Origin of the sequence: Paenibacillus sp. FSL W8-0919 (assembly GCF_038003785.1) — a bacterium.
Classification (GTDB): domain Bacteria; phylum Bacillota; class Bacilli; order Paenibacillales; family Paenibacillaceae; genus Paenibacillus_AQ; species Paenibacillus_AQ lactis.
The window spans coordinates 6,235,461-6,251,619 of the sequence record NZ_JBBOPV010000001.1 but is presented as its reverse complement, the minus strand read 5'-3'; the positions used below and the strand labels follow the sequence as shown (position 1 = coordinate 6,251,619).

At 52.5% G+C, this 16,159-nt stretch carries 14 protein-coding genes, 2 tRNA genes and 1 other annotated feature; of the genes, 11 read left to right on the top strand and 5 right to left on the bottom strand.

Annotated elements, in window-relative coordinates; all coding sequences use genetic code 11:
* Positions 1 to 2 precede the first annotated feature (2 nt).
* The 3 genes from NST44_RS28355 (at position 3) to NST44_RS28345 (ending at position 2,576) form a co-directional block, all read left to right on the top strand.
* A complete protein-coding gene (locus NST44_RS28355; protein ID WP_340901224.1) occupies positions 3 to 1,058 on the top strand; it encodes a GerMN domain-containing protein in 1,056 nt (351 codons plus the stop codon).
* A gap of 122 nt (positions 1,059 to 1,180) precedes the next feature.
* Positions 1,181 to 1,939, top strand: a complete 759-nt coding sequence (gene rph, locus NST44_RS28350; protein WP_007130764.1) for a ribonuclease PH — start codon at positions 1,181 to 1,183, stop codon at positions 1,937 to 1,939.
* Positions 1,940 to 1,943: 4 nt separating this feature from the next.
* Positions 1,944 to 2,576, top strand: a complete 633-nt coding sequence (locus tag NST44_RS28345; RefSeq protein WP_340901220.1) for an XTP/dITP diphosphatase — start codon at positions 1,944 to 1,946, stop codon at positions 2,574 to 2,576.
* A 68-nt stretch (positions 2,577 to 2,644) separates the two neighbouring features.
* Here NST44_RS28345 and asnB read toward each other — a convergent pair whose 3' ends face one another.
* Positions 2,645 to 4,489 carry an asparagine synthase (glutamine-hydrolyzing) gene (asnB, locus tag NST44_RS28340; RefSeq protein ID WP_340901218.1) on the bottom strand — a complete coding sequence of 615 codons (1,845 nt, stop codon included), beginning with the start codon at positions 4,487 to 4,489 and terminating at the stop codon, positions 2,645 to 2,647.
* Between the two features lie 164 nt (positions 4,490 to 4,653).
* Here asnB and NST44_RS28335 point away from each other — a divergent pair, with 164 nt between their 5' ends.
* The 3 genes from NST44_RS28335 (at position 4,654) to NST44_RS28325 (ending at position 7,235) form a co-directional block, all read left to right on the top strand.
* Positions 4,654 to 4,971, top strand: a complete 318-nt coding sequence (locus NST44_RS28335) for a hypothetical protein (RefSeq protein ID WP_007130761.1) — start codon at positions 4,654 to 4,656, stop codon at positions 4,969 to 4,971.
* A gap of 57 nt (positions 4,972 to 5,028) precedes the next feature.
* On the top strand, positions 5,029 to 5,394 hold the full coding sequence (locus NST44_RS28330; RefSeq protein ID WP_007130760.1) for a hypothetical protein: 366 nt from the start codon (positions 5,029 to 5,031) through the stop codon (positions 5,392 to 5,394).
* Between the two features lie 359 nt (positions 5,395 to 5,753).
* Positions 5,754 to 7,235, top strand: a complete 1,482-nt coding sequence (locus NST44_RS28325) for a stalk domain-containing protein (protein WP_340901215.1) — start codon at positions 5,754 to 5,756, stop codon at positions 7,233 to 7,235.
* Between the two features lie 82 nt (positions 7,236 to 7,317).
* On the opposite strand, the gene NST44_RS28320 is transcribed toward NST44_RS28325, so the two are convergent.
* Complete coding sequence (locus tag NST44_RS28320; protein ID WP_007130758.1) at positions 7,318 to 7,614, bottom strand: DUF4870 domain-containing protein; 297 nt, start codon at positions 7,612 to 7,614, stop codon at positions 7,318 to 7,320.
* A gap of 154 nt (positions 7,615 to 7,768) precedes the next feature.
* Here NST44_RS28320 and NST44_RS28315 point away from each other — a divergent pair.
* The 3 genes from NST44_RS28315 (at position 7,769) to NST44_RS28305 (ending at position 10,050) form a co-directional block, all read left to right on the top strand.
* Positions 7,769 to 7,842, top strand: a tRNA-Arg gene (locus tag NST44_RS28315).
* A 497-nt stretch (positions 7,843 to 8,339) separates the two neighbouring features.
* On the top strand, positions 8,340 to 9,353 hold the full coding sequence (locus NST44_RS28310) for a S66 family peptidase (protein ID WP_340901214.1): 1,014 nt from the start codon (positions 8,340 to 8,342) through the stop codon (positions 9,351 to 9,353).
* A 253-nt stretch (positions 9,354 to 9,606) separates the two neighbouring features.
* Positions 9,607 to 10,050: a hypothetical protein gene (locus NST44_RS28305; protein ID WP_340901211.1), complete on the top strand. Its 444-nt coding sequence runs from the start codon at positions 9,607 to 9,609 to the stop codon at positions 10,048 to 10,050.
* 141 nt (positions 10,051 to 10,191) lie between these two features.
* Here NST44_RS28305 and NST44_RS28300 read toward each other — a convergent pair whose 3' ends face one another.
* From NST44_RS28300 to NST44_RS28290, 3 genes are all read right to left on the bottom strand, one after another.
* Positions 10,192 to 12,057, bottom strand: coding sequence for an arginine--tRNA ligase (locus tag NST44_RS28300; RefSeq protein ID WP_251537042.1), 1,866 nt, complete (start codon positions 12,055 to 12,057; stop codon positions 10,192 to 10,194).
* Positions 12,058 to 12,122: 65 nt separating this feature from the next.
* Positions 12,123 to 12,349: a binding site (T-box leader), on the bottom strand.
* Positions 12,350 to 12,404: 55 nt separating this feature from the next.
* Positions 12,405 to 12,833 carry an EamA family transporter gene (locus NST44_RS28295; protein ID WP_007130754.1) on the bottom strand — a complete coding sequence of 143 codons (429 nt, stop codon included), beginning with the start codon at positions 12,831 to 12,833 and terminating at the stop codon, positions 12,405 to 12,407.
* A 452-nt stretch (positions 12,834 to 13,285) separates the two neighbouring features.
* Positions 13,286 to 13,359, bottom strand: a tRNA-Arg gene (locus NST44_RS28290).
* Positions 13,360 to 13,719: 360 nt separating this feature from the next.
* Here NST44_RS28290 and NST44_RS28285 point away from each other — a divergent pair.
* Both NST44_RS28285 and tig read left to right on the top strand, forming a co-directional pair.
* Positions 13,720 to 14,559 carry a hypothetical protein gene (locus NST44_RS28285; RefSeq protein ID WP_028407008.1) on the top strand — a complete coding sequence of 280 codons (840 nt, stop codon included), beginning with the start codon at positions 13,720 to 13,722 and terminating at the stop codon, positions 14,557 to 14,559.
* Positions 14,560 to 14,704: 145 nt separating this feature from the next.
* Complete coding sequence (gene tig / locus NST44_RS28280; protein ID WP_007130752.1) at positions 14,705 to 16,042, top strand: trigger factor; 1,338 nt, start codon at positions 14,705 to 14,707, stop codon at positions 16,040 to 16,042.
* Positions 16,043 to 16,159: the final 117 nt, after the last annotated feature.

Below are 16,159 nucleotides of genomic sequence, written 5' to 3'. Positions count from 1 at the left end.
ACATGACCAGTAAACGTAATCTTCGCAGGCTTTCGGCCGCCGGGCTGCTTGCTGTTCCGATTATCATGTCCGGCTGCGGTCCGTTTGCGGGCAAACAGTCCGAAGCGATTGACCCGCCGCCTGCACAAGTGGAGAAGCAGATGTTGGAGAATGTGAATTCCTCGGCTGCCCAGGGAGAGATCGGCATGCAGACGACGGTATATCTTGCCGATGCCAGGGGAATGCTTGCGCCTGTGACGCTGGGCATACCGAAGGCGGAGGCCGGGAGTGAGCTAAAGGAGTCTTTGGAAGTACTCGTTAGCGGCGGACGCTATACCGGATATATTCCGCAGGGCTTCCAAGGCGTACTGCCGGCCGAAACGGTAATTAACAATGTGACCGTCGATGCGGAGAACAAAATGGCCGTTGTGGAATTCAATAAGGCATTTACCGAATACAAGCCCTCGGATGAACGGAAAATTTTGGAGGCGCTGACCTGGACGCTGACAGGGCATGAGGGTGTTGAACAGATGCAGGTATGGGTAGAGGGGACACGCTTGACCGAAATGCCGGTGAATAAAACGCCGCTGGACCGCCCGCTCTCCCGCTCGATGGGCATCAATCTGCAGAAGGCCGATGATGCGGTGTATTCCGCTTCTTCCCCGGTTACCGTATATTTCTCCTCGGTTACTCCGTCCGGGATCCAGTACTATGTCCCGGTCACAAGACTCGTGCCGAGCGGTCAAGATGCGGTAACAGCCGCGCTGAACGAGCTGATCCGCGGTCCGCAGTACGGTGACGGCCTGGCGGAGGTCATTCCGGACAATACGAAGGTAAAAGCTATCGAGAAAGGGGAGGACGGTTCGGTGATCGTATCCCTTGAAGACGGCATGTTTGTCGAAGGGGATGCGGTTCCGGTTGAGCTGCTTCAAGCCGTCGTATTGACGGTATCCGAAAACGCGAACGACGCGAAAGTCAAAATCCATATGAATGATCTGGCCGAGGTCATCGGGGAAGACAGCCGCAACTACAGCGAGCCTGTAAGCGCGCCGGAATTCATTAACGAAATATCGATTTAAGAGCCGGGCATTTGCTGACGATACGGGGACTGTCTCTCGTCCAAAAAGGTGCTTTTATGCCAACACTTTGGTAAAATAGGGGATGCTAATCAGGATTGCGATATGAAGTAGGAGGCAAACAAATGAGATCTAACGGACGTAAGAGCGATGAGCTTCGCCCGATGAATTTATCAACCCATGTGAATAAATACGCGGAAGGCTCTGTGTACATCGAGATGGGGGACACCAAGGTATTGATTACCGCTACCGTGGACGAGAAGGTTCCCCCGTTCCTGAAGGGACAGGGAAAAGGCTGGGTTACGGCCGAATATTCGATGCTGCCGCGCGCAACGCAGTCCCGCAATCAGCGGGAAGCGAACCGCGGCAAGCTGAGCGGACGGACGATGGAAATTCAGCGGCTGATCGGCCGTGCGCTCCGGTCCGTTGTAAATCTGAATGCGCTTGGCGAGCGGACGATTACCCTGGATTGCGATGTTATCCAGGCGGACGGCGGAACGCGGACGACTTCCATCACGGGTGCATTCGTTGCGCTGGCCATCGCGGTCAATAAAATTGCCGAGCAGCATAAGCTTGCGGTATTCCCGATTACCGATTACCTGGCATCCGTCAGCGTCGGCATTGCGGGCGGACAGGCGCTGCTTGACCTGAACTATGAGGAAGACTCCAAGGCGAAGGTGGATATGAACCTGGTTATGACGGGCAGCGGAACATTCGTCGAGGTTCAGGGAACCGGGGAAGAGAGCCCGTTCTCCCGACAGGAGCTGGACCAGATTTTGGAGCTTGGGCAAAAAGGAATCAACGAGCTGATCGCTAGACAACAGGAAGCGCTTGGACCGATCGCGGCAAAGATTGGATCGGTGAACGCGGGAAGCGGAGTGTAAGGCGATGGCATTCGTACTAGGAGATACACTTATCGTAGCGACGCGCAATGCGGGGAAAGTGAAGGAATTCGCCCATGCATTCGCAGCTTTCGGCACGGAAGTAAAAAGCATGTATGACTTTCCCGACCTGCCGGATGTCGTCGAGGACGGAGCAACGTTTGAAGAGAATGCCTTCAAGAAAGCCAAAGAGGTCGCCGAAGCCCTGGGGCTGCCCGTGCTTGCGGACGATTCCGGTTTGTGCGTCGATGCGCTCGGGGGAGCGCCCGGCGTGTACTCTGCCAGGTACGCCGGAACGTACGGCGCCGACGAGGATAACAACGCGAAGCTTCTTGCCGAGCTGGAGAAGCTGAAGCTCGGTGAGGACACGGAGCAGCCGCTGCTCAGTCCGGCCCGGTTCGTCTGCGTTCTGGTATTGTATGATCCGCAGTCCGGACGTAAGCTTACGGCTGAGGGAACGGTGGACGGCTGGATTACATCCGAACCGGCCGGAGGGGGCGGCTTCGGCTATGATCCGCTCTTCTACCTGCCGAGCCATGAGAAGACGATGGCGGAATTGACCATGGAAGAGAAGCAGGCTATCAGCCATCGCGGCGAAGCGCTGTCGAAGCTTGTGGCCCAGCTGAAATCGGAAATGTAGGGAACGTAAGGAACCATGCCCTGGCGAGACGGGCATGGTTCCTTTTTTTTTATGCTGAAAGGCAATCGTCAGCGTATCGAGACATTGTACTCCTTAAGCCAATAATGTACCTGTGCCAGGTATGCAAACAATTGCGGGCCGGACATCAGCTGCCCGAACCAAGGAAGGTTGGACGAAGCATCCGGTGAGGATGCCAGCTCGCGGATCCGCGTCTTGTCGATAAGCGGCAGCAGCGGTGAGGAGGCATCGTCCAAAATGCGGAGCACCTGAGCCTTGACCGCCGCGAGATAGTTCGGGTTATGGGTTTTTGGATACGGACTTTTTTTCCGATAGAGCACATCGTCTGGAAGAACGCCTTCGAGCGCTTTTCGGAGAATGCCCTTTTCCCGGTTTCCGGTCGTCTTGATGCTCCACGGAATATTCCATACATATTCAATCAGCCGGTGGTCTGTATAAGGAACCCGGACTTCCAATCCAACGCCCATGCTCATCCGGTCCTTCCGATCCAGCAGCGTCGGCATGAAGCGGGTGATATTAAGGTATGACATGACCCGCATCTTCGCCTGCTCCCCGGTTTCGCCGTCCAGCTTCGGAACCTCGGCCACCGCATCCGAATAACGATCCCCGAGGTATTCCAGCGGCCGGATCCAATCCCGGATTTCGGGGGACAAGAGACTTGCCCGCATATCCGGTGCAACCGACCAAGGAAAGGTGCCGGAATTGAGCATTTCTTCCCGGTGAAACCATGGATAGCCGCCGAATATTTCATCGGCAGCCTCGCCGGATATGGCGACCGTTGCGCCTTTTTTGATCTCGCGGCAGAAGAGGAATAAGGAAGCATCGACATCCGCCATTCCCGGCAGATCACGCGTCCTTGTTGAATCATCCAGCGCCTCGACCAGCTCGGGCGTGTCAAACTCGACCCAATGATGATGGGTCCCGAGCTCCTCATGCATGCGCTTGATCCACGGTCCATCGGCGCCAGGCTGGAAGGAGTGGGACTGGAAATGCTTGCTGTTGTCGACATAATCGACGGAGTAGGTATGCACTTGTCCTTGGCCTGTTCGCCGGTAATAGTCTACGGCCAGCGACGAGAGCGCGCTGGAATCCAGCCCTCCGGAGAGCAGCGAGCAGACCGGAACATCCGATACGAGCTGGCGTTCTACCGTATCGCGGAGAAGGCCCTGCAGGTAGCTTGCCGTGCGTAGGACATCATCCTCATGGGGCTTGCTTTCCAGCTTCCAGTACGTATACTTTCGCAGCCCTTCCCGGCTAAAGATCATGGCCATGCCAGGACGAAGCTCGGAAATATCCTTGTAAACGCCATGCCCAGGCGTTCTTGCAGGGCCGATAATGAACACTTCGGCAAGCCCTTCCGCCCCGACCACCGGCTCGACCTTGGGGTGCTGCAGCAGTGCCTTCGGCTCGGAGCCGAAGATTAGCGTTCCATCGATATAACTGTAGAACAAAGGTTTAACCCCGACCCGGTCACGCGCCAGAAATACCTGTTCACGCGCGCTGTCCCAAATGGCAAACGCAAAAATACCGTTAAGGCGCTCCAGGCAGTCGGGGCCCCATTCGATATAGGAGACCAGGAGAACCTCGGTATCGCATTTGGTGCTGAAACGGTGTCCGCGTCGTATGAGATCCTCTCGAAGCTCGACTGCATTATATAATTCCCCATTGTATACAATAGCGTAGACTTCATCTTCCTGATGAATGATCATCGGCTGTGCTCCATTTTCGGGGTCGATCACGCTGAGTCTGCGGTGACCGAATGCGCACGGGTTTGAAATCCAGGTGCCGGATCCGTCAGGTCCGCGGTGAGCCAAACTCTCTGTCATTTTTACCAGCAGCTGCGAATCCTGCGTCAAATCGCCGTTCCATTGTATAAAACCGGTTATTCCGCACATGACGGTTCATCCTCTCTTTGTCTTTGTCGTACGCTGTCCCATCTTTTTACTCCCTTAGTCGCCAAAGTGATACCAGATATATGCCGAAGCAGGGCATAAAATGTCTGTCCTTTTACGAAAACTAAGGAACGACGGCGAATTCAAAGCGAAGGAGAGAAGCGTCCATGGACAAGTCAACCTACTATGTGTCCGTGCAAAGCCGCTCGGTTCTAACCGAACAAGGGGCGAGTCCGTACGAATGGGAGATCGAGGCCACGCCCGAAGAGGCGGATCAGGTCCGGATTGAGCTGGACATGCTGCAGGAGAAAGAAGAGGAGGCGTTTCCGGGATATGTCTTCCCTTGGCCGGATACTCCGGAGCAAAGCACAAATACTTTATTTCAGACCTCGCTGGACAGAGTATACCGGACCATCTACCGTCTGGGCACGCCAGAAACGCGTCAACAGATGGAGGAGCTGCGGCTGCTATCCGAGCTGACTTGAAAAATATGAAGGATGCTGAGCATGGAAGCTGCGCATCCGGGTAAGGAGAATGGAACCATGTATGCAATTAGAGATGCTAAAATACGCCGAATTACGGAAGTGAACGGAGCGCCTTGCGCCGAGGTTGAGGTTTATCCGCAAGAGGAGGGAGAAAGCGCTTTGCTGGCCTATTTGACCCCATCGTCTCCTCTGGGAGGCTATGATCTGGTCAAAATCGTACGCAGCAATGCCAGCTTGGAGGTGGACTGGTATGATAACAGCATGCATGATGCTTTTGTGGATGCGACGGATGTGGCGTTCGAGAACAGCGCGGCGTCTACAGCAGAAGAAGACCGGGATGCCTTCAAGCAGCAGCTGCTCTCCACCGGACAGCTGTACGAACAGCTGAATCAACGGCTGAGCGAAGGTCCGCTTTATTTTTAGGCAAGTCACATAAAACAATAAAGCGCTTGTGTCAAAACCCTGTAAAAAAGCCTGGTCCGTTTGGACCAGGCTTTTTCATGTCACATGGCCCATGTAAAGGGGAAGTTGCCGCCGTAAGCACAACATTTCTCGGATGCCCTTTGCGTTTCATTACGCAGTTCTGCAAGCGAAAGGCCATCTGAATATAGGATGCTGGTGGAGGAGCCCATCGCTCTGGGGAATAGGGACCAATGACGGCTGTGGATTACGCAAAATTAAGAAATAGGACTTATCCTCTATTTGATAACAGGGGAATCTTGCCTATAATGTTAGATTAGTGTAAGCATAATTCTAGCATATTTGACAAGGGGAGATTGGATTTGCGCAAAACAAACAGAAATTTGACGAAGCTGCTGGGCGCGGGATTGCTCGCTTTTTCGCTCATCTTCGGACCCGTTCAAGGGGCTGTGAAGGCAGATGGCACTGAAGGAATTAGCATACTTGAATCATCCCATGAGCTTATTAATGGCAAAATGCGCGTTACTGCCGATGTTCGCAATGGCGGTTCCGGCAAAGAGGGCGGCTTTTATGTCGTAGGTTATGACGAGAACGGCAATGCGCTGGAGGTTGCCGGCAACTCGGAATATTTCATGAGCGATGAGATCAATACATATGAAGTGGATCTTGACAGCGGAAGCAGCATCAAGCGGGTAGAAGTGCTTCCAGCCGGTCCGGCAGGTAATGAAGCCAAGCTGCTGGCATCCGGATCGTGGACCAATAACGGAGTGGTCAAGGTAACCGGCGTCGTTCAGAATGGAACCGAGGGCCGCAATGTGGGCATGTTGGCTGTTGGATACGACGCTTCCGGTAAAGCGGTTGAGGTTACGTCGGCAGACGGCTACTTCACCGGCAGCGAGGTTTCTACCTTTGAAGTCGAGTTGAAAGCAGCCAAATTGATTAAAACGGTTAAAGTTTCCGCGATTGATCCGGTAGAGGACGCTGTGAAGCTGCTTCAAACCGGAAGCCGTCTCGAGAACGGGAAGCTTATCGTAACCGGCTCGATCCAAAACCGTAAAGAAGGCGGCCGGGTTGGCGTAATCGTCGTCGGCAGCAATGGCAGCGGCAAGGTGCTGGAAGTGAACACGACCACCGGTTACCTGAGCGGCAGCGAAATCGCTAATTTTGCGGCTGAGCTGGAAGCGGGCAAAGCGGCCAGCAATATCAAGGTGTTCCTGACCGGAAGCAGCCAAACGCCGAAAATCATTGCCGAAGGCCGGATGACCGTTAACAACAAGCTGGTCGTTACAATCGGGATCGAGAACGGGGATACGTCCCAGCGCATTACCGTCAAATCGACGGCGTACGATGCGAAAGGACGTTCCTTGGGATCGGAGTCCAACTCTACGTTCTTGTCGGCTCATGAGACCACAACGCTGCGGATCGACTATGATTCCCGTGTGAAGAGCGTGAAGCTGAAATACTACGATCAATCCGGAAGAGAAATCGGCCAAATGCCGATCCGCATCAAGCTGAACGGACAGCTGCAATCTTATGCACAGGCACCTGTTATGTCCGGCGGCAGCGTGCTGGTGCCGATGCGCGCGATTTTCGAATCGCTTGACGCTTCCGTGAAATGGGATCAGAAGACGCAGACCATAACCTCCGTCAAAGGCTCCTCCCAAATCAAGCTGAAGATGGGATCAAAGCAGGCCGTGGTGAACGGAAAGAACGTTACGCTTGATTCCGCACCGCGCATGGTAAAGGGCACTACGATGGTACCGCTTCGATTTGTCGCTACGGCTCTCGGCGCTGACGTCAAGTGGGACAGCAGCGAGAAAATGGTGCACATTACAACGAAATAATAAATAAAATGAACCATGCCGGACGATTGCGGCATGGTTCTTCTTTTAGGTCAGGATTTTGCGAAATCCTCAGATAAAAGCATCAGTAGCTCGGTTCGCGGAGAACCTGAATGCCCAGGACGATATTATACACGAAGCTGCCGAAATAAATGATGCCGAACAGAATCAGGTACCCGATCACGGAACCGAAGGAGCCTGAGGTTACCGCCATATAGATGAGCGGGATGGCTGCAAGAAGCGGGAAGAGATGAGAGAAAAGGGCGCGGCGCGCATGCTTCGCTACATAAGCATCTTGGGATAGAATCCACACCAGGATCGGGAGAATAAAGGGCGCAAAGAAAATGCTAAAGTACGATAATGAGGATAGCAGTTGTCTCACGGGTACCACCTCCTGAAATGTTGTTTGATATTACAATACCCTGCGAGCGAACGGCTGATTCCCCGAATGATTCCTTTACAAAAAAATTCTTTGAAAAATGACGAAGTTGCGATATAATATATTTCGTTACTGTTTCAAAAAGATGTATACATATGTCCCAGTAGCTCAGCTGGATAGAGCAACGGCCTTCTAAGCCGTCGGTCAGGGGTTCGAATCCCTTCTGGGACGTAAAATAACACCGCCTTAATGGCGGTGTTTTTGCGTTCCATGAGGATGAGAACCCCAGTTAGGGGGGCGTCGGAGCATCCGCTTCGGGAGGATGACTTCGCAGTCGGCCTGAAAGGCCGCATCCCTTCTGGGACGTAAAATAACACCGCCTTAATGGCGGTGTTTTTGCGTTCTATGAGGATGAGAACCCCAGTTAGGGGGGCGTCGGAGCATCCGCTTCGGGAGGATGACTTCGCAGTCGGCCTGAAAGGCCGCATCCCTTCTGGGACGTAAAAAAACACCGCCTTAATGGCGGTGTTTTTGCGTTCCATGAGGATGAGAACCCCAGTTAGGGGGGCGTCGAAGCATCCGCTTCGGGAGGATGACTTCGCGGTCGGCCGAAAGGCCGCTCCCTTCTGTACGCTCTAGATGTTAAGATTAGTATAGGCATCTGAAGTCAGAACAACCGTGAAGGCTTGCAGGCATGAAGCGATACGTATGAGAGGGGAAGATAACCAATGATCCATTATCCGTTTTTGCAGGAAGGGGCGACCATCGGCATACCCGCTCCGTCATCGGGCGTAGAGGCCGAATTGCATGGTTTATTGAGGCAAGCGATCAACCGGATGGAGTCAAGGGGATTCCGTACGATTGTCGGAGATACTGTCTGGACACAGGAAAAGGCTAAGTCGGCTCCTGCGCGTATTCGGGCCCAAGAGCTGAATGCGATGCTTCAGAATGAAGCGATCGATCTCATCATTCCTCCATGGGGCGGGGAGCTATTGATCGAAATCCTGGAGCATATCGAATTTGATCAAGTGAGCCCCAAGTGGATTCTTGGCTACTCGGACACGAGTGTGCTCCTATTGGCACTCACGTTGGTAAGAGGCATCGCCACTGCGCATGGCACGAATCTCATTGACCTGCGCGGGGAGCAAACCGACCCGACGACTTCACGATGGCAAACCGTGCTGTCAACGTCCAGAGGGGGATCCGTCGCCCAGCAATCTTCCGAAAGCTATCAGAAGGAATGGCAGCATGACAACCCGACTCCATGGATCTACCATTTAACGGAGCCGACGGAGTGGAAATCCGTCACAGGCGCTCCTGCCCAAATGAAGGGACGACTGCTTGGGGGCTGCATCGATGTGATCCGCCATCTGATCGGCACTCCCTACGGCGACGTGACGAGCTTCCAGCAGCAGTACATCGGAAATGAACCCATCCTCTGGTACTTCGAGAACTGCGAGCTATCCACGACCGATTTACGCAGATCGCTTGTTCAGATGAAGCTTGCCGGCTGGTTCGCGAACTGCTCCGGCATTCTGTTCGGCAGAAGCGCTGCCAATCATGCCATCGAGAATTACGAGGCGGAGGATGTATACCAAGTCCTTGCCGAGGAGCTTGGCGTTCCCATCGTTTATGATATGGACTGCGGACATGTTCCGCCGCAGATGACATTGATCAATGGGGCATATGCCGAGGTGGATGTAAAGGACGGCAAAGGGGTGGTCGTTCAGACGTTTCGATGAGGTTGACAGACGGATCATAACCGCTTTGTTTAGACGGTACTGGGAATCGGGAGAATGGCTTAACCTTTTTGCGGTAGGAATCGGTTCATTTTTGCAGAAAGCTGGGGTATTATGAGATTAAGTCCTTTAGCAAGTACATAAGCGATGGAACGTTTAGTTTATATCTTGCGAAGCTTCCCCGTCTCACATCATTGCGAGTCTTATAATAGTAGAAAATGATTTTTTTTCATCCTTGAGGAGGCCTTAATTTACTATGCAGCTTACGAAAATATCGCAAAACACCGCCATTCTATTGGAGCATGCCAAAAATTCAGGAATGTCATCCGCCGATCTCTTGGATGCCGTTCGTTCACGGGAGGTTGAACGGTTCGGGAGGGCCCAAACCGGCCATTTCCATTACGATGAATTGTTCTCCTACGCCGAGGAGCATGGGGAGAATCTGGAGAAGGCTGTTCAGGAAGGCTACAGAATTACATTTAATACGCGGAACGGCTTGAAAATATGGCTGGAGGAAGCGTTTGGCATCAGCTCCGAATCCGACTTTCGCGTAGGCGAAGGGATCATAGATCAGCTGCAGCTGACGGAGGAACAGCTGGGCCGTTTGAAGGATACGCTCGCTGTTAATTGGACCATCCAAGAGGAACCTCTGACAGGCGGGAAGATTCAGGTTAAGCTTACGGTTAGAGGGCTGCAATAGAAGGGAAAATAGCCGTCATCCATCGGGATGGCGGCTATTTTTTGAGGACTGATTCCTGGTCCTTTAGAACCTAAAAGCCTAAGCGTTTACCAGGCAAGTTTCTAGGAAGAAGGAGAGCGGGCGGATGCTCTGCATGCGATTTTACATCCGGCTTGGCGTAGGCAGCCCGAGGACGTCCAGCGCATCGCCCAGCGTCTCTTTAAACACCGAGGTCAGCCATACACGGAATTGGAGGACCTCCTCCTCCGCCTTCAGGATCGGGCATGCCGAATAAAAATTGTTAAACCATGAGCACAGCTCGTAAGTGAAGTTGCAAATGGCGCTTGGAGACAGCTCGCGTCCGGCCGTGACGAGGGTGTCCTGCCAAGTGCTGATATGTCTCAGCAAGGCGTGCTCGGCTTTTTCCATGGCAGGAAAATGTACAGGTCTTACTGGCTCCACACCGGATGCCTTCGCTTTATTCAGTACACTCAGCGCTCGTGCATAAGAATAGAGCAGGTATACCCCCGTATTGCCGGATATTTCGGTAGCCTGCTTGAGATCAAATACGACCTCGGTCTGTAGTGCAAAGCGAAGCAGGTAGTAACGGATGGAGGCGATCGCGATTTCGCGGCTGGACAGTCCGTTTTTATCCGAGCGGGTCTCCTCAATGACCTTCTCCACCTGATCGATAAGCTCCGTAATTTTAATACCGATCCCTTGGCGCCCGGACATCGCGTAGGAGGCCTTCCCGTCACTTGTATCAATCCCGAGATCCGCCGCAGCAGACGGACTGAGGGAAACAACCCCGTAACTCACATGACGGAGCTTCTCCGCTTCCTTGACAAACCCCAGGCTTTCGAGCGCCTGCTTGACCATCGCCTGCGGATATTGCTGCCTGTAGTCAATAACATTGATTACCATAGTGGCTTTGCCGAACGGCTGCTGCTCGCCGTCAGCGCTTGTTGTCCACACATGCTCCGTAAATTTTTTGTAGGCAAAATCCTTGGCCAAAACCCCGTATTTCCACAAGTGGTACGCGATGTCCTTGGCCGTGTAGGTCAAAATGCCGTTGGAGCGGACAAGCACCTTATCCATGCTGTGCTCGGCCTCCGGATTTCCCGCAGCGTCTTCGCCGCCGGATTGCTTCAGCACCCAGCATCCAGCCAGCCTGCCCTCGGTTTCCTGCTGGAACAGCGGCGTATTCTTCAGCAGCTCGAATGCATAATCCCAGAAGCCCTCTCTTACGATGCTGCTCTCCCACACCAACAGATCATACTCGATGCCGAACTGCTTCATCTCCTCCAAATGCTCTTTAACGATCCGCTCCGCCACGAGGAGTCCGATCCACGCCAAGTTCTGGTGTCCTTCCTCCAGAGCGTGAAGCACTTCGGTTCGATGCTGCACGAGCGAAGGATCCTGCGTATAAGCCCGATTGGTGGCAGAGTATACATCCCAGCAATAATCCCCGAACCGGGCATGCTCTTGTGTGAGCGGAGTATGAAGAAGACCGACGACCGTATCTGCCAGCTGATTCCCCAGATCGTCGATATAGTTATGGACCTCGACTTCATAACCGAGCCTTCTCATCAATCTGACCAGCGTGTCGCCGATACAAGAATTTCGCAGATGGCCGATGTGTGCCGATTTATTCGGGTTGATGGATGTGTGTTCAATGACGATTTTTTCATCCGGGGCAGCCGGCAGCTCGAAACGCAATCCCGCCCACGCCTCCCAGCGGATGCGGAGATTCAGAAAGCCTGGTGCCGCTACCTCAACGGAAGCTATAAGCTCGAGGAATGGCTCATGCTGCTGAAGCTCCTGCTGAATCAGCCCGGCGATTTCAATGGGTGCCTTGCGCAAAACTTTGGCAAGCTGCATGGCGATGTTGGTCGCATAATCTCCATGCTCCATGCTCGCAGGTTGCTCGATACGGACCTGTACGGAATCCGGCAGCTTCGTGCCGAAGCTTTGGCACACCTTGTTTACGGCTTGTTCCAGGCTTTCAATGATAAAGTGACTTAACATAATGGTGAAATCCCCCTTTTAACAGTGACAACCATGTCTGAAAAAATAAAAAAAGTCCGCGTCTCCTAAGAGACGAGGACTTATGCTCGCGGTACCACTCTTGTTGTCAACCCCTGAAATTGGAAGGCTGACCCCTTTGCTACGATAACGGTGTAAGCCGGGTCACCCTACTGAAAGTTTCGGATAACCGTCTCCTGGGCCCGTTTCACTGGCGGCTTCGTACCGGTTCCCACCTGTCCCGGCTCGCTTGGACTGAAGCGCGTGCAGCTACTCTCCCAATCACAGAACATCAAAATGATCGAGTTTTCCATATTATAACCAATCTGCTTCGAAAAGCAATACGATTTTTATTTCACCGCAACCAGCAGCGCGCCGACAGCAATCAGAGCAACGCCGGCTGCGTTGATCCAGGAGATTTTCTCACCCAGAAAAACAAAAGCAAGAATGACCGCCATCACGACGCTCAATTTATCGATCGGCCCTACCTGCGATACTTTGCCGTACTTCAGTGCCAGGAAGTAGAACAGCCATGATAAGGCACCGGCAATTCCGCTGAGCACGATGAAGCTGAGCGCCTTTTTCTGCGTTAGAATGTCGCCGAGCTGCGAGAATTTTCCCTGAACCGCTATGACCCCGAGCAAGAACAAAGCCATGATGACTGATCGTATAGCGGTTGCGGAATTCGCGTCGATGTTCTGCAGGCCGATCTTGCCGAAGATGGCCACGAGCGCAGCGGCTACGGCAGACAGCAGCGCGTATATAAGCCACAAAGGCATACGCATCCTCCTCTTTTATGTATGTAGCTTGGCATCACTTTCGAATCCGACAGGGATTCTTTTTTTTTATAGTATAGGGTTATTGGGAAAAAGCCATTATTTTTTAATTTGGGTATCCCATGGAACGCAAAAAGGATCCCAAGGAACGCAAAAACACCGCCCTAAGGCGGTGTTATCTTTACGTCCCAGAAGGGATGCGGCCCTTCAGGCGACTGCGAAGTAATCCTACCGAAGCGGATGCTTCGACGCCCCCCTAATGGGGGTTCTCATCCTCAAGGAACGCAATAACACCGCCCTTAAAGGCGGTGTTATTTTTACGTCCCAGAAGGGATTCGGCCCTTCAGGCCGATTGCGAAGTAACCCTTTCGAAGCGGATGCTCCGACGCCCCCCTAATGGGGGTTTTCATCCTCAAGGAACGCAAAAACACCGCCCTAAGGCGGTGTAATCTTTACGTCCCAGAAGGGATTCGAACCCCTGACCGACGGCTTAGAAGGCCGTTGCTCTATCCAGCTGAGCTACTGGGACACATTTTTTTCAAGCAAAAAATATATTATCATATGCTCTGGAATATTTCAACTATATATTTTTGAAAATAGAAGATTTTTGATGCGATTAGATTATGACTAGGCAATCCGGGGTTATATTGATAAAATACGGTTGCTCTTTACTTGATCGGTGATCCCGATCCCTCTAAGTAAGAGAAGGAACCCATGGACCCCGCGCTTTTTTAATCTTGGCGGTACATATGCTATAATCAACGAATATTAAAAACAGGACTAGAAAGGAGGTGTCCTTATCAAGGACTCTTACTCCCCCGAACAAGAGGATAAGAACATCATCCTGTTTCCGAAGACGCTGGATTATTATCAGATTCAGCTAACGGTTATGCTCGAGAATGAACGGTACGGCGAAGCGATGGAGGTGCTGCGGTTTCTGCTGCAATGCAGCGGACAGAATGAGCGGAACTATGAGGAATGGCGTGCCCTTCTGGAATGGCTGGAGGCAGCCTTCCCCGAAGCAGCCGTGCCCCGTGAGAATGATGCCGATACCGAGGAGATCGACGATCCGGACGAAGCGGAAATGACCCGCCAGATGGTTAACGATAAGGCAGCCCAGGATGCAGGATATGCGGATAAACTTCTTGCTTCGGTCATGAACGGACCTTTGACCGAGCAGACGATCCTTGCGCTTGAACAGCTGGCCTATCTGGACCGTCCGGAAATCGATGCGGCTCTAGCGGATTGGCTTAGCGAGACCCCGCTTCATCCTCTGCTCCAATTCCGCGTGCTGCAGACGTTGCGCAGACGTGGCATGGAAGGGAGCGTAACGCTTAAGAGAGGACAGGAGGCCGTCGAAATCGAGATTGACTCGGTACCGCTCGATCCATCGGAATTCCCGCCTGCAATAACGAAAATATTGGAACGCGTTGCCGATCAGACAGAGGTTCACGAGCCGACGCTGTTTTATTTCGCCCAGGAATTATGGTCGCAGTTCATTATGGCCATTTACGGAACCTTGGATTACGAGTCCATGCTCGACGAGGATGAGTCTACGCTCGATATTTGGGCGGCAGCATTGCACGACATCGTGTCGGAGAGTTTAAAAGGGTTCCGGAATGAGGACGAAATCCGGCCGTTGTACGGAATTACGGACACCATGCGTTTTCGCTATGAGGGAGCATACCGTTCGTTAAAGCAATTCGTAGCTGCCGGGGCGGAGGAATAGGCAGAGATGGAAAACGTTTACGGTATCGCTCCATAAGGGTACGCCCTTGAAAAAGCATGTAATGTTGTTTATACTATAGTGGTTATTCGGTACGTGATAGATTATTGCGCCGACCACGTGAACTATTTTGGAGGGGAAAGCATAAATGAAAGCAACTTGGGAAAAAATAGAGAAGAACCTTGGCGTTCTTGACGTTGAGGTTGATGCGGATCGCGTTGCGGCCGCCCTCGACAAAGCTTTTAATAAAGTAGCGAAACAAGTAAATGTACCTGGATTCCGTAAAGGTAAAGTACCGCGCCCGATCTTTGAAGCTCGTTACGGCGTAGAGAGCTTGTATCAGGATGCAATCGACATTCTGCTTCCTGAAGTATACAGCGAAGCTGTTGAGCAAGCGGATATTTTCCCGGTAGATCGTCCAGAAGTAGAAATCGAGCAGTTCGCTAAAGGCGAAACCTTCAAATTCAAAGCGAAAGTAACCGTGAAGCCAGAAGTTAAGCTTGGCGATTACAAAGGACTTGAAGTTGCTGCTGTAACAGCTGAGGTTTCGGATGAGGAGCTGAACCAAGAGCTTGAGCGCCTGCAACAGCGTCATGCTGAGCTGGCTGTCATCGATGAAGGTTCGGCTGAATCCGGCGACATCGTCGTGATCGATTTCGACGGTTCCGTGGACGGCGTTCCTTTCGAAGGCGGACAAGCCGAGCGTTATTCCCTGGAGCTTGGAAGCAACACCTTCATCCCAGGCTTTGAAGATCAAGTGATCGGCATGGCTACGGGTGACTTCAAAGACGTGGAAGTGACATTCCCTGAAACCTACCACGCGGAAGAGCTGGCCGGCAAACAAGCGGTCTTCAAAGTGAAAGTGCATGAAATCAAGCGCAAGCAGCTTCCTGAGCTGGACGACGAGTTCGCTAAAGACGTAAGCGAGTTCGATACGCTTGATGAGTACAAGGAAGATCTGAAGAAGCAGCTTCTGGCACGCAAAGAGCAGGAAGCTCAAGGCGTCCGCGAGAATGAAGTTGTTGAAAAAGCGGCAGCTAACGCCGAAATCGATATTCCGGAAGCGATGATTCAATCCGAAGTTCAGAACATGATGCGCGATTTCGACAACCGTCTTCGCCAGCAAGGCATGAACCTCGAGATGTTCCTCAGCTTCTCCGGCCAAACCAATGCGGATTTGGAAGGTCAGATGAAGGACGATGCCGAGAAGCGCGTTCGCAACAACCTTGTGCTTGAAGCAATTGCGAAAGAAGAGAAGCTTGAAGTTTCCGAAGAGGAAATCAACAAGGAACTGGACAATATGGCTGAAACGTACAAGCGTTCCGCCGAAGAAATCCGCAGCATCCTGGCTGCCAACGGTTCCCTTGACAGCCTTAGCGAAGAGCTGCTTCTCCGCAAGACGATTGATTTCTTGCTGGAAAACAGCGTAGAAGGCGCACCAGTTGAGAAGAAGGAAGAAGCTGCAGAAACTGCGACTGAAGAATAATAACAACAGGCGGCTGCCGAAGCTGCCGTTACATGAGATAGGGCACGTACTTTATGCGTGCCTTATTTTTACCTAAGAATAGCCAATTTTCAACTAAATGTGACATGAATTGGTTAT